Source organism: Cupriavidus necator N-1 (assembly GCF_000219215.1).
GTDB classification, from domain to species: Bacteria; Pseudomonadota; Gammaproteobacteria; order Burkholderiales; family Burkholderiaceae; genus Cupriavidus; species Cupriavidus necator.
In genome coordinates this window covers 1,213,529-1,236,128 of the sequence record NC_015726.1, presented here as the reverse complement: position 1 = coordinate 1,236,128, position 22,600 = coordinate 1,213,529, and the positions used below count along the sequence as shown (strand labels likewise).

Sequence of the window (22,600 nt, the reverse complement as noted above, 5' to 3'; positions counted from 1 at the left end):
GCCCCTGCCCCGCTCACTTCATCAGCCTGCGCAGTTCGCTCGCGTCGAAGGGATCGTTCGGCGTGTTCTCCAGGTGTTCGCCAAGCCGGTCGAGTGCGGCCAGCACCGCCTCGATGCGGTCGTGCTGGCGCCCCGCATTGTCGATCAGGCTCTTGAGCGCCAGCGACACCGGATCGTCCGCATTGGGCGTGATGCCGTAGGCCGAGAACTCCTGCTTGGCACCCTGCTGCGCCGATGGCGCATCCGGCAGGATGATACGGGCCGGGATGCCCACGGCAGTCGCGCCCGCCGGCACCGGCTTGAGCACCACCGCGTTGGAGCCCACGCGCGCGCCGTCGCCCACCACGAATCCGCCCAGCACCTTGGCGCCCGCGCTCACCACCACGTTGGCGCCCAGCGTGGGGTGCCGCTTCTGGCCCTTGTACAGCGAGGTGCCGCCCAGCGTCACGCCCTGGTAGATGGTGCAGTCATCGCCGATCTCGGCGGTCTCGCCGATCACCACGCCCATGCCGTGGTCGATGAATACGCGCCGGCCCAGCTTGACCGCCGGATGGATTTCGATGCCGGTGAAAAACCGCGCCCAGTGCGAGATCCAGCGCCCCAGCCAGTGGAAGCCCGCGTTCCAGCATCCATGCGCAAAGCGGTGGAACACCACGGCATGCAGGCCGGGGTAGCAAGTCAGCACCTCCAGGCGGCTGCGCGCGGCGGGATCGCGCAGCATGATCGTGTCGATATCTTCCTTCAGGCGAGAGAACATCTTGGTCGTGTCGTGTTGCCGCGCCGTGCGCCGCGCCACGCGGGCTGGTGCCCGGGGCAGGGTCGCCGGCGAGGTCAGTGGCCGGTGGGGACGGGATCAGGGAGTGTAAGTGATTTGCCGGACCCGCTTGGGGTACCGGTGTTTGGCCCCTGATCCGTCAGGGACATTGCGGCGATGCTGCGATCAACATCGCCCGGGCCTGCGCAAACCCGCAGCCGCGGGACGACAGCACGCGCGCTTGCCGCGCATGCCTGCATCGCCCTGCATCGAATCGCTCCGGTTTGCTGCCACTGTCCTTGCTCCTATCACCGGTCCTGGTGCGGGCCCGGCTGGTTCTGCGCGGCGATCAGCATGTGCTTGGCGATGCCGCGCAGGATATTCACTTCCTCGCGCTCCAGGCCGCTGCGTGCCAGCAGCCGGCGCAGCCGGGTCATCAGCCTGCGCGGGTTGGACGGATCGAGAAAGCCGATCGCCTCCAGGCCCGTCTGCAGATGGCCGAACATGGCCTCGACCTGCTCGGCCGTGGCCGGCTCACCAGCATAGCCGATATTGGCGCCGGCGTCCGGGGCCGCCTCCAGCAGCGCCAGCCGCAACTCGTAGGCGATGAGCTGCACCGCCTGCGCCAGGTTCAGCGAGGTATAGGCGGGATTGGCGGGGATATGGGTGACGGCGTTGCAGCGCTCGACCACTTCATTGGGCAGGCCATAACGCTCGTTGCCGAACACGAAGGCAACGCCGCCGCTGCCGGACAGCGTCTGCCGCGCACGTTCCGCGGCCGCGCGCGGCAACAGCCGCGGCGGGCCGAACTCGCGGTGGCGCGCGGTCATCGCCACGGTCAGCGCGGCGCCGGCCAGCGCCGCGTCGACCTGGTCGACGATGAGCGCGCCCGCCAGCACATCGTCGGCACCGCTGGCCATGGCGATGGCGTCGGGGTGCCGCAGCACATCCGGCTCGCGTGGCGAGACCAGCACCAGGCTGCCGAAGCCCATGGTCTTGATCGCGCGCGCCACCGAGCCCACGTTGCCCGGGTGGCTGGTTTCGACCAGCACGAAACGCACGCGGCCGAAGGCGTCGCCGCCGGGGTCTCCGCTGTTGCCATCGGCAGCGGGCTGGCTCGTATCAATTGCCGGGTTCATATACAATTCGGGGTTCTTCTTTGGCGCGGCGCCAGGTTTTTGCTTGCTCGCGAGACTCTCGCGGCACATTTGCAGCAGAACCGGCGACGCCCGACGTTCTTCTACAATCCGTTGTGTTGTCAGCTGCCCATGAGCGGGCGTGCGGCGCTTTTGCGCCCCGCCGCGTCGTCATGGCCGGCCTGGAGAGATTCATGCATCCGATGCTCAATATCGCCGTCAAGGCGGCCCGCAAGGCGGGATCCATCATCAACCGCGCGTCGCTCGACGTCGATCTGGTGCGCGTCTCGCGCAAGCAACACAACGATTTTGTCACCGAGGTGGACCGCGCCGCCGAAGCCGCGGTCATCGAGATCCTGCGCACGGCCTACCCGGAACACGGCATTTTAGCGGAAGAATCCGGCCAGTCCTGGGCCGAGGGTGAAGACACCCACGAGTACACCTGGGTCATCGACCCGCTGGACGGCACCACCAACTTCATCCACGGCTTCCCGCAATACGCGGTCTCGATCGCCCAGCTGCACCGCGGCACGCCCGTGCAGGCCGTGGTCTACGACCCGACCCGCGACGAACTCTTCACCGCCAGCAAGGGCGCCGGCGCCTTCCTGAACAACCGCCGCATCCGCGTCACGCGCCGCGACAAGCTGGCCGACTGCCTGATCGGCACCGGCTTCCCGTTCCGCGATCTGGAAGGCCTGGACGAATACATGGAATTGTTCGCGCTGATGACGCGCAGCTGCGCCGGCCTGCGCCGCCCGGGCGCAGCCGCGCTGGACCTGGCCTATGTGGCCTGCGGCCGCCTGGACGGCTTCTTCGAGCGCGGCCTGCAGCCGTGGGACATGGCTGCCGGCATGCTGCTGATCACCGAATCGGGCGGCCTGGTCGGCAACTACGCCGGCGAGCCGCGCCAGATGGAACAGGGCGAAGTGCTGGCCGGCAACCCCAAGGCGTTCGCCCAGATGGTGCGCCTGCTGTCGCCGTTCTCGCTGGACAACGCCAAGCCCGCCGCCTGACACCGGCACCTGGCCTGACGGCCAGATCAGCCATACCCCGACGCCCGCCGCACCCCGGCGGGCGTTTTGCATGGTGCGCCCCGCCTGCCACCGCGCCCTGCACTGCAGACCTTTCTCATTCCCCAGACGGCCATGATCCTCGTCAAGGTCGCCCCACCCTGCCCTCCCCAAAATGAAACCATGCGCCACGCCCCGTGCGCGCGGATCCAGCAGGAGAGCCAGCATGTTTCCCGAATACCGCGACCAGATCACCACCCTGAAGACGCAGGATGCCCGCTTCGCGCGCCTGTTCCACCGCCACAACGCGCTGGACCAGGAAATCCACAACATGGAGTCGGGGCTGGTGCCGGCCTCCACCTTCGAGATCGAGCGGCTGAAGAAAGAGAAGCTCCTGCTCAAGGACCAGCTCTACGCGATCCTGCGCAACACCGCTGCCTGACGGAGGACCGCAGATGACCGATCGCGACACCATCCAGCCCTCCCACGCCGCTACCCCGCCACGTGCCCGCGCCACGGCCAGGGGCGACGTGCTGCCCACCAACTCGGCGCTTTCAGCCCAGCGCAATGAAGTCGACAGCGCCGTCGACGCCGCGGTGCAGCTGGTGGCCAGCAGTATGCAGGACATCCTGGCCAGCCGCGCCGGCCACGGCGTCGACATGCTCGACGCCGTGCGCACGCTGCTTGACGGCCTGGCGCCCGACGAAGCAGCGCAGTTGCGCAGCCTGATCCTCGAAGGCGATCCCGCCGCGTGGCAGGCCGGCCGCAAGCGCCATCCGGACGACGAGCTGTCCGCGGGCTGGCGCGAAGGCGCGTACCCGTACCAGAACCTGATGTCGCGGCGCAATTACGAAAAGCAGAAGTACCGCCTGCAGGTGGAGCTGGCCCCTATGTTCAAGCACATCCTGCTGCCCGTCGACGGTTCCGAGCTTTCCCACAAGGCCGTGTCCGCCGCCATCCAGTTTGCCCGCACTGCCGCGGCGCGCCTGACGCCCTACATGTGCGTGGAGACCTACCCCTACATGGTGGGCAGCGACAGCACCCATGAGCGGCGCGAGGTATTCCAGCAACGCGTGGAGGCACTGGCGCGCCAGGAACTGGCCAAGATCGAGGCCGCGGCGGCAATGGCCGGCGTCCCCTGCGCGGGCCACGTCTCGGCCGCCAGCGCCCCGTATCACGGCATCGTCAACGCCGCCCGGGACCTGGGTTGCGACGTCATCTTCATGGCCTCGCTCGGCCGCAAGGGCATCAGCGGGCTGCTGCTGGGCAGCGAGACGCAGAAGGTGCTGACCCACAGCGACGTGCCGGTGCTGGTGTTCCGCTGACGGCACGCCGCCGCCCCCGCCGCCGGGCCAGATCCGGCCCACGCGGCGCGGCAACCGCTGCCCCGTGCTGTACCATATCGCCCATATTCGAAAACGCCCCTTCGCGCCATGGCCCCAGGCCGCCGGATGACCGCCCGGACGCCCCGCGCGGCCGCCAACCGGCTTGCGCAAGGCGGCGATCCGAGCGGAGCGGGCAGCATCAGGCAGGCCCACCGCCAGACAGGCTAAATGGCAATGGGATTGCAGAAGAAAACCGACCCGGAACAGGCGCAGGCAGATTTGGCCGCGAGCCGCCACACGCCAATGATGCAGCAGCACCTTTGCGTTAGCCCGCAAAGGCTCTAGGCAAAACCTACGCCGAAACCTACGCGCCTGAGAATACGAATTCCGCGAGAAATCTTCGACGATGGCACCCCTTACTAGACGGACCGCTGGCAGACCAGGGCCGAACAATGGCCGCCGACTACTGTCCGTCACGCACCGCCACAGCCCTCGCAAGCCAGCGTCGCCACCGCCGGTGCCGCCCGAAGTCTGGGAAAAACGGGATGCTTTCTCGCGGCAACGTTTTGAGCAACTCAATGGCATCGTGGTCGAAACCGCGACCGATGGCATCAAGTTTCTGGCCACAATCAACCTTGGGGGGTTGGGGGCCGTGCTTGCCTTCATGGGCAGCATGAAAATAGTGCACCCCCTGCTTTCTTGGGGCGGCGCTGCCTTCATGTGCGGTCTCTTCGAGGTCGGCGCCATCTACCTCTATCGCTACACATACATGGCATGGCTGCTGGACGGCTGGAATGAGGACTACAAGAAGGTGCTTCTTGGTCGGTGGGAATGGGTCCGAGCCATCGACCGCGATGAGCGGCGGCAAAAGCAAATCGATTGGGGTGCCTACATCGCCGTCCTGTCGCTACTGCTCTTTCTCGCCGGCGCCTGGTGCGCGTTTCAGGGTGCATATGACCTATCTCGTGAGGCACAGGCCGAGAAGGCAGCAGCAATCAAACAATCGAAAACCAGCGCGAATAAACTCGACAGGCGTGGCCCTTCTGGCGTGAGCGACTAAGGCCGCCACAATTTCTTTCTTTCGCAAATGGTTCCTTATGCTCAATCACCCGGAAATCCCATGACCGACGCCCAACGACAACTCCACACCGAACTGGCCAGCCTCTGCGCTGCCGCCGCACACCTGCAGGCCACCGGGCAGCCGGCGCATGAGGCCGCTGTCCGCGCCGCCATCGCGCGCTACACGCGGGACTTTGCCGAGCAGATCTCCGGACCGATCGAGCCATTCCAATCTGGCCGGTGAGCGCACTCCGCTGAACTGCCGCGCGCGTAGCCAAAAGCGTCACGCCGGCAGCGCCCAATAGATGAAACGGTAAGGCGAGTAGCGCTTTTGTCATACATGATCCGCGCCCACTGTAGGACTTGCGCCGATACCGGGACGTGCAGGCTCAGCGCCAGACTGGCGCCATAGCAGCTCACAGCGAGGCAATCATGGCCACCCGGCCGTCTCCGCCGCCGGATCTCACGCACTTCCAGCCCATGCTGGCCGAACGGCGCCTCGCGCTGCCGCGCTCCGGCTCCTGGCATTACGAAATCAAGTTCGACGGCTACCGCATGCTGGCGGCCACCGGCACGCCGGCGCTGCGGCTGCGCCAGGGTAGCGACGCGACCACCTGGTTTCCCGAGCTGGCAGCTGATCTGGCCAGGCTGCCGGCCGGCGCCGTGCTGGACGGCGAGGTTTGCGTGCTGGATGACATCGGCCGCCCGGACTTCGATCGGCTGCACGCGCGCGCACTGCGCCGGCGCTGGTACCCAGGCGCCGACCTGGTGGTGCTGTGCGCGTTCGATCTGCTCGCCTACTGCGGCCGGGATCTGCGCGCACTGCCCATCGAGCAGCGCAAGGCGCAGCTGCAGCAGCTGCTGGCCGGCACCACCACCGGCCTGCTGTATGTCTGCGCCGTCGAGGATGGCGCCTGGCTCTACCACCAGGTGTTGCAGCTGAAACTGGAGGGCGTGGTGGCCAAGCGCGCCGGCAGCGTGTACACGGCCGGCCTCTCGCCGGACTGGCTCAAGATCAAGCGGCCCGGCGCGGTGCCGCCCGGGCGATTCCGCCGCGGGGGATAGGTTCGACCCGGATACTGTATATTTGTACAGTGATTGGACAGATCGGACCGCCCCATGGCCACCACCATTTTTCTAGAAGCCCACTACTTCGGCGAGGATCGCGAGGAACTGCGCCTGCCGTGCGATGCGGTCGCGGCCGCGGCGGGCGGCCTAGTCATCACCGGCATCGAACTGCGCCCCTTGCAGAGACTGAAATGGCGCCCGGATCACCTGTCATATTGGGACGATGGCCAGCTGTTGCGCCTGGCAGTCGGGCCATGGGTTACCCTGGCTCCGATGACCGTGCGCTTTACCCTGCGGTGAGCTCATGGCCACCAAGGAACTGCCGCGGGATCTCCCTGCGCTCACGGAAGAAGAACTGCGCGACATCGGCCAGCGCGTGCGCAACCAGGACGTCCGTGACCTGCTGTGGGAGATTGCGCGGCTGCGGCAGACGGTACAGCGGGCGCATTACATCGCCGAGCTACTGTACAGTCAAGGCGGAGTCATGGCCGATAGCTGGCTCCGGCAGCTGATGGAGGAGCCGTGCATTGTCGAGGCACTGGAGGCAGACTATGGCAGCCGTACGCCAGGGTCGCGCGGGTGGCGAGGGGATGTGCGCACCCCCGAGCATGAGGTCCGGCTGGCCACCATCCAGGCGGAGGCGCGCGGGCGCATCGCCAAGCGCCGGACACGCGCCAGGACATAGCGCGCCCGGACGGGTGCCGCTACGGGGTCAGCGCGTCGTAGCTGCGCTCGCAGGTGCGACCTGCGCCGTGGCTGGCGTCAAGCGCCGCAGCCAGCTCTCCCGCTCGCGCATCAGCCCGGCCGAGCACGTCGGCGAGCAGATCGACGGGAGTGGCGGCTGGCGCGCCGCCGCCGACAGTGGCGGGATCGCCGGGGCCTCGACTGGCGTTGGCGAGGGCGGTTGCACGTGCGAGCAACTCGCGACGAGCAGTGTCAGCAGCCCGAGCATCGACCCGGGCCGCCTCGGCTTGTTGGATGGCCGCATTGGCGATCTCCGTCTGTGCCGCGGTGCGGCGTTGTTCCTCGAGGCGCGCGGCGTTGACCGCCTCGGCCACCTGCCTGGCTTGCTCCGCGTGCAGCTCGGCCAGCTCGCGCCCGCACTCAGAGAGCTGGCGCTCATAACGATTTCCCTGCAGCCACCAGGCGAGCACCCCGCCCAGCACCGCACCGACCGCCACCATAAGAAAGGCCGCCACCAGGCGGCTCTTCCACGCAGCCAGGAACTCAAGTGCCTTTGCCATGCCGGCCCTCGCTCTGGCGCAGCCTGCGCTTGAAGTAACTTTCCAGGGCCTGCGCGCCAACGATGCCGAATGCGCTGCCAAGCCCCACCAGTGCTACCGGGTTGAGCTCCGGGAACTGAATGAGCGCCATACCGGCCACCATCGAGGCAGCTGCCCCCATCACCGTCCGAGCGAACACCAGGCGCACAGTGATGGCTTCGTCGCTGGCCAGCAACTTGCCCAGGCCAATCATGGCGCCAACGACCACCAACATAAACAAGCTCTTTTCTGGTTCTTGCATGTACCCGTTCCTTTGCGGTTGTTTATGCGTGGATGAATTGCTGGGCACGCTGCCAGCGTTGTCGCCGGTCGTCGAGCCCGTTAAGGCCGCCGTTGATGCGCCGCGTGAGCTGCTCGAAGTCGCCCAGGTCCGCCAGCTGGTTGCAGCCCTTGGCGTACCAGAACCACGCCGCTGAGCGGGCGGCCAGCTGGTCGTCGGTGGCCAGCAGGTCCGGCTGACTATCCAGGTCGACGCCGAGCGCGTGACCGCAATCGTGGTAGTTGTCGGCGAACGTGATCTGCTTGAGCCCGCGTCCGCGGTAGCGCCAGCCGTCGCCACTGGCCGCCTCGCCATTACCGAAGCGCTTGGCGTACACGATCGACGCAATGCGTGCCTGGCGCTCAGCCGGCACCGCGCGCTCGCCCGGCTGACGGCCGAGAGTGCTGGCCAGCGCCGGCGGCATGCGGCTACCGAACGTCCGCTGCAGCCCGTCGACGCTGTAGTCGAAGGACTCCTGCAGCCTGGCAAAGCCAGCCGATTCGGTACCGACCTGCGCGATCCATGCCGTGACGCGATGCGGCGCCAGGATGCCGAACTCAAAGAGCGCGGCCGACACGACCGGATACCAGCGCTCGGCCAGCTCCGATGACAGGCCGGCTGCCTGTCTGAATACCTGCTTATCCATCTTGTGACCCCGGAAACGAAAATGCCCGCTTTGCGCGGGCAATAAAAAAGCCGCCCGAAGGCGGCTATCCTCGAATGTAGACAGCGTCTATGCGGCGACCGTCTTACCCGAATGCGGGTGCGCGTTGACCGCGAAATGCTCGATCGCATATCGCTTGTACAGCGAACACAACAGGCCCTGCATTTCCGCAAGCTCCTTAGGGAAGGCGCCAGCGCGGTCAGCCGCATCCACGGACGGCCGCATGCGCTCAACGAGCTCACGCTCGAAGTCTGTCAGGCAGTAGTCCAGGATCGACTCGATGGGATACGACGCAATGCGGACGCTCGGCTGCAGCGACAGGTAGGTACTGAAAAGCCGCTCGACGATGAACGGCAGGAACGGCGCTGCATCGGTATGCCACGTGTCACCCATCACCGCCTTGGCCACCGGCGTGTCCGGACTCGCTTCCAGGTAACGCGCGATCGGATCCAGCACCCCTCCGACGTACCCTTCCCAGAAGGCCGACGTCCCGACCCAAAAATTGGAGTAGCACAGCACCGCATTCGTTTGCCGCGGCACGCGAGCAAGATCCCAACCAATACCGCAGGAATCGAGAAGACCCTGCGCCCGCTCAGTCAGCCCCGGATGGTTGATTTCCCCCTGCATCCACACGTTGTACGAGTAGTAGGCGATGGTCGGGAAGGGGTTGATAATCCAAACGTCTGCGTCTCGCTGCTCGCGCACGAACTGCAGGAACTGCTCACCGGACACCTTGGTTTTCAACCCGAACTTCGGCGAGAAGATGCCCGTACTGCCATTGCGGTGATCCCCCCGGCGATAGAAGTCCACCAAGATCCTGACTTCACGCCAAGCGGCATGCGAGTTATCGGGCATGCGAAGCGGCTTAAACGCCGGCTCAGATAGCACCTGCCCATTCTGGTACAGTGGCTCGAAAATTGTGGACACCAGGTCGCTCCGTCATAACTAGCGCAGAACTATGACGGAGCGTCGACTGAGCGTCAATATCACTCAAACTCCAGGTGCCGGCAGAGACCTTTGCACAACAGGACTCATCTCCTCGTAAAAGGCCAGCCAGCGCGGATCCGTTGACTCCACGGTACCCAAATTCGGGTAGACGTCTGGGTCTTGAGGTGCTCCAAAGTAGCTCACGATGTTGGACTGAGCATCGTCGAATTGGACATTAAGCGTTGTCATCATTACCCCTAGATGCTGTAGCCGACAATCGACGCCGCATAGGTCACGGAAACTGCGGCCGAATTTCCGATCGCGTAGTAGAGCGTTTGCTGCGTGACAACCAGTGACTCAAAATCCATGCCCCAGTTCGGTCCAGACGATGTGCTACCGGAAACGTACATCAAGTTTCCGCCACTGCCACCGGAGTCCGGCGCGAAGGCAAATGATGGCGCACAACCCGTTGCCGAAGTGAAGGTGATTGTGCGAGTACCTTTCACGCGGACCGCATTCGGCGGCACTGCGGACGAGATAGACAGGGACGTGAAAGGAACGCTCGTAGCCGACGTCGTGGTGCTGAGAACTGACGTCGAGTTGCGATAGATGTCCCTGTCCTGCTGCTGACCGACTGTGAATTGGCCACTTCCATTCGTCGGCCACACGCTGACCAGCGCCGAGGCGGTATAACCCGCCGGCATATTCGCCCCACTGTAGACATGCGACGCAACTGCCGAGGTTGCGTTCGTAGCAAGCAGCGCGCTGGCGCCGCTCGTCTGGTTGTAGATCGCATAGAGCGCCACATAACCGCTTGTCGGCGCACTCCCGGTGTCCATGCCGCCAGCTCCGGTGGTAGCCAGGTTGACGGTTTTGCTGAATCCGGACAGGCGGTAGTGCTTTCCCCCGAGGGCGGTCGCCACCACAATCTGGTCGGCGAGAAATGTAGCCGAGGCCGAGGCAGCGGTAACGCTCATCCGCGCCTTACGCATCAACCCGACAATCGGTGCCGACAGGATCTGCATCGCCTGCAGGAGCTGGGTCCTGTCATTGGAATCCAGCGCGAGGCCAGCGGCCTCGATTGGCGAACAGATCTCCTCCTGGGCGTGATCGAACCACACATCCTCCAAGTCCGTCGCTGGAATCCCACCGACAGCGTTGCCATTCGTGAAGCCGTGTTTCCCGGCGCCGAACTTGTCGGTCACCTTAGTTGACGTCGAAATACGCCGCATTTATTTCTCCATGAAAAGCCCTCGATTCACGAGGGCACTGTATAGGGATGCGATCTGCCTTAGGCAGCAGTCAACGCCTGCAGCTCGGCGTTCGAGAGCTTGCGTGGGTAGTAACGAAGCGCCCGCAGGTAACCATTGAGAAAGAATCCGAGTCCATCGAAGGTCGACCCCAGATACAGTCTTGAGACCGCCGGGAAGGCGGTGGGGCTGGTTTGCGCCGCGGCCCCGCCATCGACGCTCAGCGCAGCGCTTCCCGCCGCGCAGCCAATAGCGAGCTTATGCACTGCCGATGCGCCGGAGATCGCGCTCGTGAAGTCCGCCGCGACTCCCGCAGTTGTAACGCGCGTTGTCAGCACCCCCGCATTGATGAACGGCTGGATGCGATTTGCAGTCGTCCCATCAGATAGTGAAAAGATGGACTGATTCGCCGCAACGGTCATGTTTGGCGCGACGAATTCTGCGTAGAGCGTGCCCTGCACAGGATTTAAGCCGATCTTGGTAAGGTCCGTAATGCTCGCCGCGTCTGCGGCGCGCGCCACTGCTGCACTGGTCGTGGGCACATAGCTTGTCGGGAAGGCGCCAAGCTCAAGTTGCCCTCCCCACGCATAAATTCCAGACGTCCCGTCACCACTGGCCGCTCCAGAATTGTCTTTGGGGTCGATTGCCAACCGCACGACACTATTTGCTGCACCCTTGAGGGCCAGCACGACACACCGATACCAGCCTCCACCTACCGACGTCATGGAGCCACTGATGCCCGTGAAATCTGACCCGCTGGTGTCCGTCTGGTAGATGGCACCAGTCGCCAGATCCACATAAACGCCGCGCGAATCACTGGCAAAGTTCGTCAGGTTCAGGCGGAACTTCGAGTGCTCCCCTGCCTTGGCAAAAATCGACCCGACGACAAGCGCGTTCGATGCCGTGGCCGCAGCGCTTGCCAAGTATCTCGCTGATGCCCCGCTGGCACCAATAACCTTACACGCGCTGGTGGTGCCGTCCGGAGCCACGCCTGCGGCCGGCGTTACTGTGCAGTTGGATTTCGACCACGCCGCATTTTCGAGTCCGGCGGAGTAAGTGATCAGATTTGTCCTCCCCTCCTCGAGCAGCAACCCGCGCGGCTGCAGCGCCAGCGGATCGCAGTCGACACGCGGCGTATTCGCAGCGTCCTGCACCAGGATGCCCGACGCATTGAAGCGCCACGCCGGGCTGGCCCTGGTGAAGGTAATCAGATCTGAAAATGCCTTGTTGACCAGCATCTCTTTCCTTGTTGAGTTAGACGATCAGCTAGACCCGTATGAGATATACAGAACGGTATGAGCAGGCTTGTGCTGGGCCAGCAGACAATACAACCCGGGATCCCCCCAGCTTCCCAGCGGTTCGTTGCACCGAGCCGCCGCCGTCATGGCCCGCACCGTCGCGGTGGACGGTACGTTGACACGCCACGCGTAGCGCCAGCCCCCCTGATTCAGCGCCGCATTGCACTTGCTGTTCGCCCGGAACGGCCGGAACTCGGTGATCGTGACGTACCCGTCGGTGCGATAGGACTGATTGACGAAGTCCAGGTCCATCGCCGCGCCAGAGGGGTCACCAGGCTCGATGGGATAACCGAGCGATGAGAGGAATCCCAGGAAGAACGCTCGTGACTGACCACCTCCCCACACCACCTTGCGCACCAGACGCGCACGCCGATCCGCCACCGACACCGGCGGCGTCAGGCACAGATCCGGCAGCCCGTAGTTGCGCTCCCAGTCATCCAACAAGGCCGACGTGGCACGCGGATCAGACTCCTCATGCAGCTGCTCAGCGGCCTTGTGGACAGACAGATAGGTCAGCGCGAGCGCGTTCAGCACCCGCACGGCGAGGTCGCCCTCGTCCTGCGGCCAGGCCGGACCCTGAGGCAATAGCCGCAGCAGCTGCTGGCGGTAGTGGGTGACGGTTACATCCATGTGATGCTCCCGAAGACGGCCAGCTGACCGACAGGCGCCGCCACGTTGGCGCTCGGCGAAGTCAGTACATGGTCGGTTTCGCCGGCAGCCAGGCTGATTGCCTCATTAATGTGGGAGAGCAAGATCGTGCCGCCCGGAATGGCTTCGCGCGTAATAAGATCCCGCAACTCGGCCTCGACAGCGGCCCGCACCGCCACCGTATTCGGCGTCAGCTGGATCTGGAAGTTGACCGCCATGGCCACCGGCGCGACGACAGTGACCTCGGCCGTCACTGGGCGAACGCTGTCGATGTACGCCTGCACCGCCGCCACTTCCGCGGCGTCCGGGATGATCGATGCATCATCGTCACGCACGAAACGCACCACCACGGTGTTGGGGCCCAGTTCGAGCGGTGCCACCCATGCCCGCGTCACGCCAGCCACCGACAGCGCCCATTGCACATAATCGGCCGCCGATCCCCCGTCTGGCGGCTGCTGCAGACGCTGCAGCAAGCGCGCACGCAGGTCATCGTCACTCTCGACGTCGGTGCCCGTTGTCAGCCCCGCAACACCGACCGCAGCGGTACTTTGCAGTCCCGGCACCGGGGTGACCAGCGTGAGGCTTTGCCCCATCACCGCATTGGTCGACAGGCCTGCCGTGGTGGCCAGCACCGATACCGATGCCGTCCCTGTTGCTACGGTGGCATCCGCCTGGCTGGCGTACTGGACTCCGTCTGAGCGGATGAACAGCGTGCCCGCCGGCACGACCGTCCCGTCGGTACCGGAAACCGTTACCAGGCCGGCGCCGCCGGTCGCCTGCTTTCTGCCCCCGGATAGCCACAGCGACGCATACCGGTCGAGGAACTCCTTTTCCGCCCGGTCCGGCAGGATCTGCTTGCTGATCCACTCCTGGTAGCCGTAGAGGCCGTCGGCAGCGCCGGCCGTCATCACGGCCAGCGCGTTGAGCACCGCAAAGCGCAAACGGGCATCCGCCCCGGGGATCGCCTCGATCGCAGCGTAGGCCGCGTCGCGCAGATCCATGAGTTCTGGTCTTTGATAGGCCATGTCAGCTCGTTACGTTGGAAAGATTGCGCCAGGCAAAGTCAAACTGGTACGCCACAGCGGTGCCGTCCGGCCGGGTGAACCTGCAGCGCAGCCCAAGCATCCCGGTTTGCACGATCTCGGTGATGACCTCCACGCTGGCGCAGACGCCATCGTCCAGCAGCCACGCGAGCGCCTCCTCGGCATACTCCCGGGCGCGCCGGACCACCTCGGCGGTCTGCTTTTCCCGCGACAGCAGCCACAGGCGCGAGCCAATGGGCCGGGCTGCCAGCAGGTCGCCCCACCACCCCCGGCGCGGCCCGCGCGGATCCGGCAGGATGTCGTCGGCCTCGGCGCGGCGCCAGGTGAACAGGGAAATCAGCACTGCGGTTTTCAGGTCGTGATCCACCGCCAGCTGCCCGTCCGGCCGCTGACGCCACTCGCATCGGCCGAGGTCGGTACTCCAGAAGAGTTCAATGTCCATTACATGCCTGCGTCGGGTGTGTTGGTGGTGCTGCCGGTCTCAACGTGCCTGTGGCCGTTGTATGCGGTGCGCATGCCCTTCATGCTCTTCGTGCCGCCCTGGTCGGAAATATCGCGGTCGGCGATGATGTCCCGCCCAACGTGCAGATCCTGCGGGATGAAGACGGTCGGCGCGTTCACAAAGTGAATGTCCTTGCCGGCGCCGTCGACCACGATCCCCGTGCGCGTGAGATGCACCTTCTGGCCCTGGTCGTCATAGAGCGCCACCTCCCCGGCCGAGAGTCCAACCAGGCGATAGCGCCGGTCGTCGACGGCGATCACCAGACCGTGGTCGCGGTTGCCACCGACGAACACCACCACGCCCTCGGCGCCAGCGAAGGGCACGCTGGTGAAGCCGTACTGCTGGACCCGCTCGACGTCGTCGTGTGTTTCATCGGCCAGCGCTTGCACCTGGACACGCTGCAGCTTGCCGGTGTCCGTGATGGCGCGCAGCACGCAACGACCGACCATGAGCCCCACCTTGTTCTTGACCGGCTCCAGCATCGTCTGGATGGCTTCAAGCATCACCACTTCTCCATTTTCCCGCCCGACGCGCCCGCGCCGGAGGCACCCGCCGCTGGCTGTGGCAGTTCGGGCAACTCCTCGAAGGCCTTCGGACTGGTGAGCTCCAGCGTGCAGCGGCTGCCCGCCTCGTCGAGGTTGAACTCGACCGCAGCCAGCAACCAGTCCTCATCGATGCGCGCCCAGGGATCCCGCACGCGGACCAGGCTGTTGATGCGCCAGATGTCGCCATCGTCTGCACTCGGGTACCAGCCCTGCACGGTGGCCTTGTAGGTGCGCGACTTGGCCTCGCGATTGCTGGCCTCCCACTCGGCGCGCTGCTTGACGCGCCGCGCATCGGCCTGCGCCTCGGCCACGATGATCAGCGGGCGGTACCGGGTGATCTCGCTGTTTCCAGTCTTAGTCCCGCCGCTGCCGCGGCTCACCGTGTGCTTGGGGCTGATCCAGTTTTCGAACTTGCCCCCGGCACTGTCGGCATCCTGCATCGAGGCCTGGCCCTTGACGGTGATCTCGGAGAACAGATTGGCCTGCGAGTGTTCGTACTCGGCCGCCAGGATGTTGACGCCGAGCTCGAGCGGCGCGGAGATCGTCCCCGCCCGCCCGGCACGCGTGAGCAGCAACCCGCCCTCCGCATCGGAAACCAGCAGGACGCCCTCGTTCTTCGCCAGGCGCTGCAGGATCCGGAACACGCTTTCGGAGTTCTGGCAGGCCGCCTTCGGCAAAGCACCGCCCACGCGCGCGGACTTCGGTGGCGTGCCCTTTTTGCCCGCCTTCTTTTGCGAGACAGTCAATTTCTTCTCGTCGACCGTCTCGTCGTACACCGTGATACTGAACGGCTTGCACAACGTGTCGGCGAGCTGCTTGAACGTCATGCCGGAGAAGGCCTGCGACGGCGCCGAGCAGTCCACCAGATCCCCGGTGCGATCGCGCCCGGTGACCCGGATAGTGTGGCTGGACGCGTCATAGCTCAGCGACGTCTTGTCGACGTAGCCCGTGATCACCACGTGCTCGCCGATGCGGACCTCGCAGGCCTCGCCGGCCGGGATGACCCAGCCGTCCGTCTGACCTGGCCAGCGCTCGGTGTAGCTGATGTCAAAGGTGCCGGCGATCTGCTCAATGCTGTGACGGATGCGCACCGCCGTCCAGCCGCCGAACACCTGACCACCCACCCGCAAGGTGAGCTTGTTACGGTCCTCGCTCATTGGCTGGTTACCTCCAGCGGCACGCCCGCCGGCACGAAGCCGGGATGGCGGACCGCGTTGCGGCGGACGATCTCGTCGGCACGCAGATTTTGGTACAGGTCATAGGCGAGCACGACCGCCGGCGTCGCCTCCAGCAGCTGCAGGGCGTACACCTGCGGCAGCGCGGCTGACTGCCGACGCAGGTAGACCAGCGTATTGACCTGCAGCGCCTTGAGGGCAGCGGCCAGCGCCGGGGCCGGCCGCGGCAGGCCTGGCGTCACGTCGTGCGTGTCGAAATGCTCGAGCACCAACTGACGCGCCGCCTCCACCTGCTGACGGGTTTCGAGCGCAGTCGGCCCGTCGGTGGCTTGCAGTGTGGCGGTTTCCTGCACCAGGGCCGCACGGTGAAACAGCATGTTGACCGCCGCCTGCTGTTTCGCCACCACGCCGCGCGTCGTCGTCTCCGCCTGGACCGACTGCGTGCGCCATGCCCGCACCGGCATATACGGCGTACTGAGGATCGACGAGACGTCGGTGAGCCGCCGCACCAGCCCGATCACGGAATTGGCGAAGTCGACCGGCCGCATCACCAGGTCAGCAACGCGACTGACGAAGCCGGAGACTTCGTTGGCCACCGCCTTGAAGGCATCCAGCGACAGGAAATCATTGATGGCTGCCTCGATGTCATCGAGCGACCAGGCCGGCAGGCCGGACACATCAAACGACTCGGCGAAATCGTTGGCCACTTCATCGAAGGCCGTTTCCTGACTGGCGAGCAGCTCCGCCGGCAAGTCGATATCGACGTCCGGCTCGGCCAGCTTGCCCGCCTCGGTGAAGACCAGCGAGAAGGTGGCCATCCCGCCTTCCTCGGTGCTCTCCTTGAGACCGAACTCACCGGCCACGACGCTGCGCCGGCCAAAGAACGGATGCACCAGCTCGCCAGGGCCGGATTGCTCCAGCGCCTCCAGGAGCGCATCGCGCGCCGCACGGTAGTCCGGACCGATTACAAAGGCCTGGACCTTGTACTCGCGCGCCTTCTTGCCCATGTCCTCCAGGTACGGCTCGTCGCGCTGCGGGTATTCATGCCGCGCGAGGCGCCGGCCACCGCCCAGCTCGTGGCCACGGGTCTCAAAGGCGACGCCGCGGAACGATGCCGGGCGCAGCTCATCACGCCAGCTCATGGTGCCTCCAGAAATGAAAACGCCCGGCGCGCAGGCCGGGCGGGTGTTGCGGTTGCCAGAGGATCAGCCGAAGGCGTACATGCCTGACGACACATCCAGCGGGACGTTGGGATTGTTCGACCGCATGTCGGTCACCTTGGCCGGCGCACCGGACAGTTCGATCTGGATCCGGCCGCCCACCTCCTGGCGCTGCGCCTGGCCGCCCGCGATCACCTGGGCGGCGACAGGTGCCGCCGGCACGCCCCTCGCGGTCACGTTGACGCTGCCGCCCGTCAACCAGCTCGGCAAGATGCTGGTGAGGGCCTGCATCTTCGGGGCGAACCACGCGACGATCCGGTCCCACACCGAGACGAACACGTCATACAGGCCAGGAAACCAGCCCTTGATCGTGTCAAGTGCGCCCTGGACGATCTGGCCCAAGCGCTCCCAGTCGCCCGTGAAGACGGCCATCAGCGCCTGCCCCATGCCAGACCAGAAGCCGACGACCAGGTTGACATAGGCCGAGGCCATATCCGCCAGCCACTGCCACGCCGCCGCGAGCCGGCCGATCACCCAGTCCCAGTTCTGCCACAACAGGAACGCCGCAGCAGCCAGCACCCCCACGACTGCCAGGATGGGGTTGGCCATGAACGCCGCGCCTACCAGGCGGATCAGGCCGATCAGCTTGGGCAGCATGATGAAGAGGCCGTTGCCCATGATCCAGGCGAAGCGGCCGAAGGCGAACACCACCTGCCCGACCGCCAGCGCCACCGGCGCCAGGATTGGCGCCATGACCGCCAGCACCGCATTAGTGGGCCCGATTGCCGTCTTCAGCGCCTTGAACGCCGCGCCGAGCTTGACGGCGACATTCCACAGCCCCTCGAAGACATCGACCACATCCGACAGCACCCCGGGCAGCGCCTCGGCGAACTTGTCGACCTTCGACTCCAGCATGGCGCGGTTGGCCACCACCCAGGCCTGCATGCGGTCGACGAGCGGCTGCATGGCGTTGGCCAGCTTCAGCCCCAGCGCATTCTTGACCCCTTCGACGGTGCGCGACATGCGCTGCCACGACTTGTCGAAGGCGTCCGCCTGGCTGATCTGCTCCTCGGTGAAGAGCGCGCCGTCGGCCGTCATCTGCTTGTAGCGATCCTTCAGCTCGTCGCCGCCCTTGTTGAGCGCGTCGAGCATGATGGAGCCGCTCTTGCCCATGACCGCCTCCAGCGTGGCCAGCTTGGCGCCTTCCTTCTCGGAAGCCTTGGCCGCCTCTGCCATCTTGAACAGGACCTCGGCCGGCGTCTTCGATCGCAGGTCAGCCATGGAGATGCCGGCGGACGCGAACGCCCCCTGCATTTCCTTGCTGCCCGCCCTGGCCAGGCTCATGTTCTTGTTGAGCTTGCCCAGCGCCTTGGCCGCGTCGTCCATGTTGCCGCCGGCCTCGGAGACGAAGCCGCCGAATACCTGGACGTCCTGACTGGCCACTCCATAGCGCGAGGACAGGTCGCCGACCTGGTCGACGGCGTCCGCTGCCGCCTTAGCCGTGGCGACGATGCCGCCCAGCGCTACGCTGTAACCCACACCCAACCCGACCGAGACGGTGGCCAGCCCCTTGAGCTTTTCGGTCAGGCCGCTGACGGCGCCGCCCATCTTGCTGAAGCCGGTAGCATCGGTGAATCGGCCGACCGCCTCCTGCACGCGGCCGACCGGCTTGGTGACGCTGTCGAACTTCTCACCGATGCGCTGGAGCGTGGCACTCGCCCGATCCAGTGCGGTGATGACGATCTCGGCCTTGTTCGTGTCTGCCATGCCGATTACCCCTGCGCGCTACCCAGCGCCTTGTGGATCTCCTCGGCCTTGCCGCACCAGAAGTCGAGATCCGCCGTGGTCATGTCCCAGATGGAGTCTGGGGGGAAGTGGAAGGTGTAGGCGATGAGGGCAACGGCTTCGTCCCATCGTCTTTCACCAAGAAAGGGCCAAGCTCGGTGACGACCTCCATGGCGTCGGCAGCCTCGAGGTCGTCGATCTCTTCCGGCGTGAGGCCGGCCAGCTCGGCAGCTAGGTCGAGGATCATGCCCATGCTGGGCTTGGCCGTCATCTCCATGGTGCGCAGATGGCGCGCCTTCGGCCGGGCCATTACCAACTCGGTGAGCTCGCCGCCGCCTTTCAGCTTGATCGGCTCACTGAGCGTGACCTTGATATTCGCGAGAGCAGCCATCAGACAGCCTCCGCCGGTGCGCCAAACATCTTGACCGAGGCCTTGCCGTCACCCGCCTGCGGGTTCAGCGGCGAGGCCATGGCGCCGTTGCGGACCATGTAGCTCTGGCCCGAGTCCGCCTGGAACAGCACCACGGCATCGGTGGTGCTGTTCAGCGCGATGATGTCGGTGTCCGCCGTGATCAGGATGTCGCACTCGATCTCGGACTGGACCGGTTTTTCCGTGTAGAACACCGTGCCCGCATCGGACACCTGCGGGGTGCGCTCGACACCGCCGGTGTTGAGCTTGGCCGAGCCGGGCACCGACGCCAGGCGCTGGCCCGCGACGGTGATGAAGGCACGCCCCATGACTTGTTTGCCTGCCATGTTGTCTTCCTTGAGGTTGCGCGTGGGGCGGGCGCCCCACGCTTCGGGTTACAGGCGGAACTGGATCTGCGCGGCGAACACGCGGAACTGGTTGACAAGGTTCGGCGGCAGCAGGACGTCGACGCGGTTGGCGTCGGTTCCGCTGCGCACGACCTGCAGGTCGGCCTTGAACTGGTCGAAGTCCTCGACCAGCCCTGCCTCCTCCCAGTCGCGGAACAGCGCGATCAGCTCGGCGCGGATCATCGTCGGCGTGGCGATCGCCTGGCCGGCGTCGAACACGGTGCCGTCATTGGCCAGCTTGTGGCGCGGGTACACCTGCGAGATGCGCGCACGCACGCTGTAGCGCAGGTAGCTGAGCGTGTACATCGTCTCGACGTCGCGGTAGCTGGGGTCGACGATGCCGCTGGCATTCTGCGTGTACATCGTGACCGCACGTTCCGCCGCCAGCTGGCCGCCCGGGTTGGCGATGCAGGTCGCCATCCCGTACGACAGCAGGTTGTTGCGCTCGGCCCGGGTGAAGCGCTTCTCGGCCGAGGCCGGCAGCAGGCCGGCACCGACCAGCGTTTGCACCGGGCGAGCCGGGTCGATGCCGCCCAGGTAGAACGCGCAGATCGCGCCCCAGATGGCCGCGTGCTCCCACACCGGCGACGGCGAGCCACCCTGCTCGACCGACCAGGCCACCACGTGCGGGCTGTTGCGCGTGCTGGCGTAGGTGTTGAGCGAGCCGACCGTGCCACGCACCGCGGTATGCACACGCCCGTCGTTCTGGCGCAGCGGGCCCCAGCGCGCGTCGAGCTCGGTCTCGATCAGCGCCATGTTGGACGCATCTGACAGACCCATCAGCACGGTGTTGTATTGCGTCTCGCCCATGGCGGCGATCGCCGTGGCGATCGACGGGTCGCCGGTACCGCTGGCCATCGCCGTGATGGTCACGTTCAGGCCGGCCGGCGTGCTCTCGGACAGCGGGTAGTAGTTCAGCCGCAGGTCGATGTCGTTGCCCAGCGTGCCCTTGTTGCGCGCCGTCAGCGTCACGTTGCCAGCGGCGGACGTGGCCGTCACCGGCAGGTCTGCGTTGGCATTGATCGCGGCGGCCAGCGCCGTGGCCACGGTCGTCGGTGTGTCGGTCGTTGCCACCGCCACCTGGATGCGGTCAGCAGCCACGTACAGGTTGAGCGTGCCGGCAGCGGTCGGCGTACCAGCCAGCGCCACAGTCCCGGTCGCCGCCACGCCACCGCCCGAATCAGCCACCGGGAGGATCCATGTCTCGATGGAATCGGTGATGCGCAGCACGGCCTCGAACATCAGCGCCGCATGCGAGCCGCGGCCGCAACGGGCCTGCACGCCGGCCAGGTTGTCGGCCTGGAACGGCACGTTCGCCGTGGCGGTGCCGGCAGCCAGCATCTGGGCGATGATGAGGATGCGGTTGGGCATCACCACCAGGCCACTGACCGCCTTGCTGTTGTCGAACTCGACATAGGCCCCGGGCGTCAGCAGGTTGACCGGGATCTGGTTGAAACTGATCTGGCCCATTACTTGTCACCTCGCGCAGGCTGGCCGCTGGCGGCCGTGTTGGTCACTTCCGCCACGTCGCCATCAGCGAGGCGGCGGATCCAGAACGGATCGTCGCCGTCCACCGGCGTCGGCTCCGCAATCTCGCGGCCCGTCGCCGGGTCGCGCACCAGCCGCCCTTCGACGGGCTTGATGGTGATGCTTTTCATGTTTGTTCCTATCGGAAGGGCTACGTTGGCAAAACGATGTCCGCGCGCGCGTCGATCTGGCCATCGGGCCCGATCGGCGTCGGCGGGTCATTGCGCGGGCTGGCCATGTCGAAGCTCACGGACACGATGCCGAGCTGGTCGAACTCAGCTGTTGGCGAAGCCGAGTAGCTGGCCGCGAAGGTGATCTCGGCGGCCAGCAGGTCCTGCTGCCCATCGTCGCCGCGGTAAGCCAAGTTGGTTTCGCGCTGGACCATGTTCTCGACCAGGTCTGTCAACGTCGGCATGGGCGTCAGCCACCCGTAGATGGCCGCGGCGATCGTCGCCGTCACCAACGTGCAGAGGTCGTCGAGCTGGTCGTCTGCGCCTTCATCGGCATCGCCCGGCACCACGACCCTGACCACGACATCGAGGGTGTGCTGCTCCTGCGTTTCCGTGACCTGCTCGCTAACATCGCGCTCGGTGTAGACCAACACCACCGGCAGCTTCTTTTCGCTGACGGGATAGTTGCGGGAGGCGAACACGCGCCCTGTCAGCGCAGGTTGCGCCGCCAGCAGGTCGCGCACAGCGTGCCGGATGGCCTTGCGAGTCGTCGTCATGGCGTGATGTCCTTGAGCTTGACCTGCAGCAGCCAGCCGTCCTGCAAGCGCTCCGGCTCTTCGGAGAGCACCTTGTAGGTGCGCCCCTTGCACTGGAGCGTCATGCCGTGCGACAGCGTCACAGGCGTATCGGCCGGGTACTGCAGCGTCACGTCGCCGGCCTGCACCATGTTGTCGACGAAGAAGCCAGACGGCGCATCGAGCCGCCCGTCGAAGTCCGGCGACCCGGCGACACTGACCGCGCTGAGCATGCCGTGGCGCTTGAAGGACGGCCAGAAACGGGCGGTATCGAAGCCCATCAGGCCACCGTTTCGTCGAGCTTGATGCGTGCCGTGGTGTCGCCGTTGGCCTTGGCCGCCACCGCCACGCCCACGCGGGTGTTGCTGGTGGAGGTGGTTGTCAGGCGCTTGTTGGTGCTGTCCCAGTACAGGACGGTGCCGACCGAGGCGGTGTCAGTGCTGAGGGCCGTGATATCGAAGACGCCTTCGGTCACGAACTCGCCCGGCGTGTTGATGGCGACTGCGGTGACCGCGACGCCGAAAATCTTGCCCACCAGGATGGCCTCGCCAGAGGCGACCGCAGCGGCGGGCGTCAGGGTGAGCGTGTCACCTTTTTGCACAAAGTTTTTCATCGCAATGT

General features: G+C 65.7%; 30 protein-coding genes. 8 read left to right on the top strand and 22 right to left on the bottom strand.

What is annotated here, in order from left to right:
- Positions 1 to 13 precede the first annotated feature (13 nt).
- Both cysE and CNE_RS05935 read right to left on the bottom strand, forming a co-directional pair.
- On the bottom strand, positions 14 to 757 hold the full coding sequence (cysE, locus tag CNE_RS05940) for a serine O-acetyltransferase (RefSeq protein ID WP_013956228.1): 744 nt from the start codon (positions 755 to 757) through the stop codon (positions 14 to 16).
- A 305-nt stretch (positions 758 to 1,062) separates the two neighbouring features.
- Positions 1,063 to 1,962 (bottom strand): RNA methyltransferase, encoded by a 900-nt coding sequence (locus tag CNE_RS05935; protein ID WP_013956227.1) that lies wholly within the window; start codon positions 1,960 to 1,962, stop codon positions 1,063 to 1,065.
- A gap of 122 nt (positions 1,963 to 2,084) precedes the next feature.
- Between CNE_RS05935 and CNE_RS05930 the strand changes: the two genes are divergently transcribed.
- From CNE_RS05930 to CNE_RS05890, 8 genes are all read left to right on the top strand, one after another.
- Positions 2,085 to 2,903: an inositol monophosphatase family protein gene (locus tag CNE_RS05930; protein WP_013956226.1), complete on the top strand. Its 819-nt coding sequence runs from the start codon at positions 2,085 to 2,087 to the stop codon at positions 2,901 to 2,903.
- 223 nt (positions 2,904 to 3,126) lie between these two features.
- The gene (locus tag CNE_RS05925) at positions 3,127 to 3,342 is read left to right on the top strand and encodes a YdcH family protein (RefSeq protein WP_010808971.1); all 216 of its coding nucleotides are present in this window, start codon (positions 3,127 to 3,129) and stop codon (positions 3,340 to 3,342) included.
- A 448-nt stretch (positions 3,343 to 3,790) separates the two neighbouring features.
- Positions 3,791 to 4,225: a universal stress protein gene (locus CNE_RS05915; RefSeq protein WP_041228342.1), complete on the top strand. Its 435-nt coding sequence runs from the start codon at positions 3,791 to 3,793 to the stop codon at positions 4,223 to 4,225.
- Positions 4,226 to 4,742: 517 nt separating this feature from the next.
- Positions 4,743 to 5,285 carry a hypothetical protein gene (locus CNE_RS05910; protein ID WP_148271564.1) on the top strand — a complete coding sequence of 181 codons (543 nt, stop codon included), beginning with the start codon at positions 4,743 to 4,745 and terminating at the stop codon, positions 5,283 to 5,285.
- A gap of 60 nt (positions 5,286 to 5,345) precedes the next feature.
- On the top strand, positions 5,346 to 5,528 hold the full coding sequence (locus CNE_RS05905) for a hypothetical protein (RefSeq protein WP_013956222.1): 183 nt from the start codon (positions 5,346 to 5,348) through the stop codon (positions 5,526 to 5,528).
- Between the two features lie 188 nt (positions 5,529 to 5,716).
- The gene (locus CNE_RS05900) at positions 5,717 to 6,349 is read left to right on the top strand and encodes an ATP-dependent DNA ligase (protein ID WP_013956221.1); all 633 of its coding nucleotides are present in this window, start codon (positions 5,717 to 5,719) and stop codon (positions 6,347 to 6,349) included.
- Between the two features lie 54 nt (positions 6,350 to 6,403).
- On the top strand, positions 6,404 to 6,652 hold the full coding sequence (locus tag CNE_RS05895; RefSeq protein WP_013956220.1) for a hypothetical protein: 249 nt from the start codon (positions 6,404 to 6,406) through the stop codon (positions 6,650 to 6,652).
- A gap of 4 nt (positions 6,653 to 6,656) precedes the next feature.
- The gene (locus CNE_RS05890; RefSeq protein WP_013956219.1) at positions 6,657 to 7,037 is read left to right on the top strand and encodes a hypothetical protein; all 381 of its coding nucleotides are present in this window, start codon (positions 6,657 to 6,659) and stop codon (positions 7,035 to 7,037) included.
- 19 nt (positions 7,038 to 7,056) lie between these two features.
- Here the strand turns inward: CNE_RS05890 and CNE_RS05885 are convergent, their stop codons facing one another.
- From CNE_RS05885 to CNE_RS05790, 20 genes are all read right to left on the bottom strand, one after another.
- Positions 7,057 to 7,596 carry a DUF2514 family protein gene (locus tag CNE_RS05885; RefSeq protein ID WP_013956218.1) on the bottom strand — a complete coding sequence of 180 codons (540 nt, stop codon included), beginning with the start codon at positions 7,594 to 7,596 and terminating at the stop codon, positions 7,057 to 7,059.
- On the bottom strand, positions 7,580 to 7,876 hold the full coding sequence (locus tag CNE_RS05880; protein WP_013956217.1) for a phage holin family protein: 297 nt from the start codon (positions 7,874 to 7,876) through the stop codon (positions 7,580 to 7,582). The genes CNE_RS05885 and CNE_RS05880 overlap by 17 nt, the downstream gene beginning before the upstream one ends.
- Before the next feature lie 22 nt (positions 7,877 to 7,898).
- Entirely contained in the window at positions 7,899 to 8,540 is a 642-nt protein-coding gene (locus tag CNE_RS05875; RefSeq protein ID WP_013956216.1) for a glycoside hydrolase family 19 protein, read from the bottom strand.
- An 87-nt stretch (positions 8,541 to 8,627) separates the two neighbouring features.
- Positions 8,628 to 9,485, bottom strand: a complete 858-nt coding sequence (locus CNE_RS05870; protein WP_041227841.1) for a hypothetical protein — start codon at positions 9,483 to 9,485, stop codon at positions 8,628 to 8,630.
- A 257-nt stretch (positions 9,486 to 9,742) separates the two neighbouring features.
- The gene (locus CNE_RS05865; RefSeq protein ID WP_013956214.1) at positions 9,743 to 10,717 is read right to left on the bottom strand and encodes a hypothetical protein; all 975 of its coding nucleotides are present in this window, start codon (positions 10,715 to 10,717) and stop codon (positions 9,743 to 9,745) included.
- Between the two features lie 59 nt (positions 10,718 to 10,776).
- Positions 10,777 to 11,973: a phage head spike fiber domain-containing protein gene (locus tag CNE_RS05860; RefSeq protein ID WP_013956213.1), complete on the bottom strand. Its 1,197-nt coding sequence runs from the start codon at positions 11,971 to 11,973 to the stop codon at positions 10,777 to 10,779.
- Positions 11,974 to 11,997: 24 nt separating this feature from the next.
- Positions 11,998 to 12,663 (bottom strand): YmfQ family protein, encoded by a 666-nt coding sequence (locus CNE_RS05855; protein WP_013956212.1) that lies wholly within the window; start codon positions 12,661 to 12,663, stop codon positions 11,998 to 12,000.
- On the bottom strand, positions 12,654 to 13,706 hold the full coding sequence (locus CNE_RS05850) for a baseplate J/gp47 family protein (RefSeq protein ID WP_013956211.1): 1,053 nt from the start codon (positions 13,704 to 13,706) through the stop codon (positions 12,654 to 12,656). The genes CNE_RS05855 and CNE_RS05850 overlap by 10 nt, the downstream gene beginning before the upstream one ends.
- Before the next feature lies 1 nt (position 13,707).
- The gene (locus CNE_RS05845; RefSeq protein WP_013956210.1) at positions 13,708 to 14,166 is read right to left on the bottom strand and encodes a phage GP46 family protein; all 459 of its coding nucleotides are present in this window, start codon (positions 14,164 to 14,166) and stop codon (positions 13,708 to 13,710) included.
- Positions 14,166 to 14,729, bottom strand: coding sequence for a phage baseplate assembly protein V (locus CNE_RS05840; protein WP_013956209.1), 564 nt, complete (start codon positions 14,727 to 14,729; stop codon positions 14,166 to 14,168). Before CNE_RS05840 ends, CNE_RS05845 begins: the two co-directional genes overlap by 1 nt.
- Positions 14,729 to 15,928, bottom strand: coding sequence for a phage baseplate assembly protein (locus CNE_RS05835; RefSeq protein ID WP_013956208.1), 1,200 nt, complete (start codon positions 15,926 to 15,928; stop codon positions 14,729 to 14,731). Before CNE_RS05835 ends, CNE_RS05840 begins: the two co-directional genes overlap by 1 nt.
- Positions 15,925 to 17,088, bottom strand: coding sequence for a DNA circularization protein (locus CNE_RS38650; protein WP_013956207.1), 1,164 nt, complete (start codon positions 17,086 to 17,088; stop codon positions 15,925 to 15,927). The genes CNE_RS05835 and CNE_RS38650 overlap by 4 nt, the downstream gene beginning before the upstream one ends.
- Positions 17,089 to 17,151: 63 nt before the next feature.
- Positions 17,152 to 18,873, bottom strand: a complete 1,722-nt coding sequence (locus CNE_RS05825) for a phage tail tape measure protein (protein WP_013956206.1) — start codon at positions 18,871 to 18,873, stop codon at positions 17,152 to 17,154.
- A 79-nt stretch (positions 18,874 to 18,952) separates the two neighbouring features.
- On the bottom strand, positions 18,953 to 19,282 hold the full coding sequence (locus tag CNE_RS05820) for a phage tail assembly protein (protein WP_013956205.1): 330 nt from the start codon (positions 19,280 to 19,282) through the stop codon (positions 18,953 to 18,955).
- Positions 19,282 to 19,647, bottom strand: coding sequence for a phage tail tube protein (locus CNE_RS05815; RefSeq protein ID WP_013956204.1), 366 nt, complete (start codon positions 19,645 to 19,647; stop codon positions 19,282 to 19,284). The genes CNE_RS05820 and CNE_RS05815 overlap by 1 nt, the downstream gene beginning before the upstream one ends.
- Before the next feature lie 48 nt (positions 19,648 to 19,695).
- The gene (locus CNE_RS05810; protein ID WP_013956203.1) at positions 19,696 to 21,177 is read right to left on the bottom strand and encodes a phage tail sheath C-terminal domain-containing protein; all 1,482 of its coding nucleotides are present in this window, start codon (positions 21,175 to 21,177) and stop codon (positions 19,696 to 19,698) included.
- Positions 21,177 to 21,365 (bottom strand): DUF2635 domain-containing protein, encoded by a 189-nt coding sequence (locus tag CNE_RS05805; RefSeq protein ID WP_013956202.1) that lies wholly within the window; start codon positions 21,363 to 21,365, stop codon positions 21,177 to 21,179. The genes CNE_RS05810 and CNE_RS05805 overlap by 1 nt, the downstream gene beginning before the upstream one ends.
- Before the next feature lie 20 nt (positions 21,366 to 21,385).
- The gene (locus tag CNE_RS05800; protein WP_013956201.1) at positions 21,386 to 21,961 is read right to left on the bottom strand and encodes a hypothetical protein; all 576 of its coding nucleotides are present in this window, start codon (positions 21,959 to 21,961) and stop codon (positions 21,386 to 21,388) included.
- Positions 21,958 to 22,260, bottom strand: a complete 303-nt coding sequence (locus CNE_RS05795; RefSeq protein ID WP_013956200.1) for a hypothetical protein — start codon at positions 22,258 to 22,260, stop codon at positions 21,958 to 21,960. Before CNE_RS05795 ends, CNE_RS05800 begins: the two co-directional genes overlap by 4 nt.
- Entirely contained in the window at positions 22,260 to 22,592 is a 333-nt protein-coding gene (locus CNE_RS05790; RefSeq protein ID WP_013956199.1) for a DUF2190 family protein, read from the bottom strand. Before CNE_RS05790 ends, CNE_RS05795 begins: the two co-directional genes overlap by 1 nt.
- Between the last annotated feature and the right edge of the window lie 8 nt (positions 22,593 to 22,600).

Coding starts and splice junctions, on each gene's coding strand:
- cysE (WP_013956228.1), bottom strand. CDS start 757: ATGTTCTCTCGCCTGAAGGAAGATATCGACACGATCATGCTGCGCGAT.
- CNE_RS05935 (WP_013956227.1), bottom strand. CDS start 1,962: ATGTGCCGCGAGAGTCTCGCGAGCAAGCAAAAACCTGGCGCCGCGCCA.
- CNE_RS05930 (WP_013956226.1), top strand. CDS start 2,085: ATGCATCCGATGCTCAATATCGCCGTCAAGGCGGCCCGCAAGGCGGGA.
- CNE_RS05925 (WP_010808971.1), top strand. CDS start 3,127: ATGTTTCCCGAATACCGCGACCAGATCACCACCCTGAAGACGCAGGAT.
- CNE_RS05915 (WP_041228342.1), top strand. CDS start 3,791: ATGTTCAAGCACATCCTGCTGCCCGTCGACGGTTCCGAGCTTTCCCAC.
- CNE_RS05905 (WP_013956222.1), top strand. CDS start 5,346: ATGACCGACGCCCAACGACAACTCCACACCGAACTGGCCAGCCTCTGC.
- CNE_RS05900 (WP_013956221.1), top strand. CDS start 5,717: ATGGCCACCCGGCCGTCTCCGCCGCCGGATCTCACGCACTTCCAGCCC.
- CNE_RS05895 (WP_013956220.1), top strand. CDS start 6,404: ATGGCCACCACCATTTTTCTAGAAGCCCACTACTTCGGCGAGGATCGC.
- CNE_RS05890 (WP_013956219.1), top strand. CDS start 6,657: ATGGCCACCAAGGAACTGCCGCGGGATCTCCCTGCGCTCACGGAAGAA.
- CNE_RS05885 (WP_013956218.1), bottom strand. CDS start 7,596: ATGGCAAAGGCACTTGAGTTCCTGGCTGCGTGGAAGAGCCGCCTGGTG.
- CNE_RS05880 (WP_013956217.1), bottom strand. CDS start 7,876: ATGCAAGAACCAGAAAAGAGCTTGTTTATGTTGGTGGTCGTTGGCGCC.
- CNE_RS05875 (WP_013956216.1), bottom strand. CDS start 8,540: ATGGATAAGCAGGTATTCAGACAGGCAGCCGGCCTGTCATCGGAGCTG.
- CNE_RS05865 (WP_013956214.1), bottom strand. CDS start 10,717: ATGCGGCGTATTTCGACGTCAACTAAGGTGACCGACAAGTTCGGCGCC.
- CNE_RS05860 (WP_013956213.1), bottom strand. CDS start 11,973: ATGCTGGTCAACAAGGCATTTTCAGATCTGATTACCTTCACCAGGGCC.
- CNE_RS05855 (WP_013956212.1), bottom strand. CDS start 12,663: ATGGATGTAACCGTCACCCACTACCGCCAGCAGCTGCTGCGGCTATTG.
- CNE_RS05850 (WP_013956211.1), bottom strand. CDS start 13,706: ATGGCCTATCAAAGACCAGAACTCATGGATCTGCGCGACGCGGCCTAC.
- CNE_RS05845 (WP_013956210.1), bottom strand. CDS start 14,166: ATGGACATTGAACTCTTCTGGAGTACCGACCTCGGCCGATGCGAGTGG.
- CNE_RS05840 (WP_013956209.1), bottom strand. CDS start 14,729: ATGCTTGAAGCCATCCAGACGATGCTGGAGCCGGTCAAGAACAAGGTG.
- CNE_RS05835 (WP_013956208.1), bottom strand. CDS start 15,928: ATGAGCGAGGACCGTAACAAGCTCACCTTGCGGGTGGGTGGTCAGGTG.
- CNE_RS38650 (WP_013956207.1), bottom strand. CDS start 17,088: ATGAGCTGGCGTGATGAGCTGCGCCCGGCATCGTTCCGCGGCGTCGCC.
- CNE_RS05825 (WP_013956206.1), bottom strand. CDS start 18,873: ATGGCAGACACGAACAAGGCCGAGATCGTCATCACCGCACTGGATCGG.
- CNE_RS05820 (WP_013956205.1), bottom strand. CDS start 19,282: ATGGCTGCTCTCGCGAATATCAAGGTCACGCTCAGTGAGCCGATCAAG.
- CNE_RS05815 (WP_013956204.1), bottom strand. CDS start 19,647: ATGGCAGGCAAACAAGTCATGGGGCGTGCCTTCATCACCGTCGCGGGC.
- CNE_RS05810 (WP_013956203.1), bottom strand. CDS start 21,177: ATGGGCCAGATCAGTTTCAACCAGATCCCGGTCAACCTGCTGACGCCC.
- CNE_RS05805 (WP_013956202.1), bottom strand. CDS start 21,365: ATGAAAAGCATCACCATCAAGCCCGTCGAAGGGCGGCTGGTGCGCGAC.
- CNE_RS05800 (WP_013956201.1), bottom strand. CDS start 21,961: ATGACGACGACTCGCAAGGCCATCCGGCACGCTGTGCGCGACCTGCTG.
- CNE_RS05795 (WP_013956200.1), bottom strand. CDS start 22,260: ATGGGCTTCGATACCGCCCGTTTCTGGCCGTCCTTCAAGCGCCACGGC.
- CNE_RS05790 (WP_013956199.1), bottom strand. CDS start 22,592: ATGAAAAACTTTGTGCAAAAAGGTGACACGCTCACCCTGACGCCCGCC.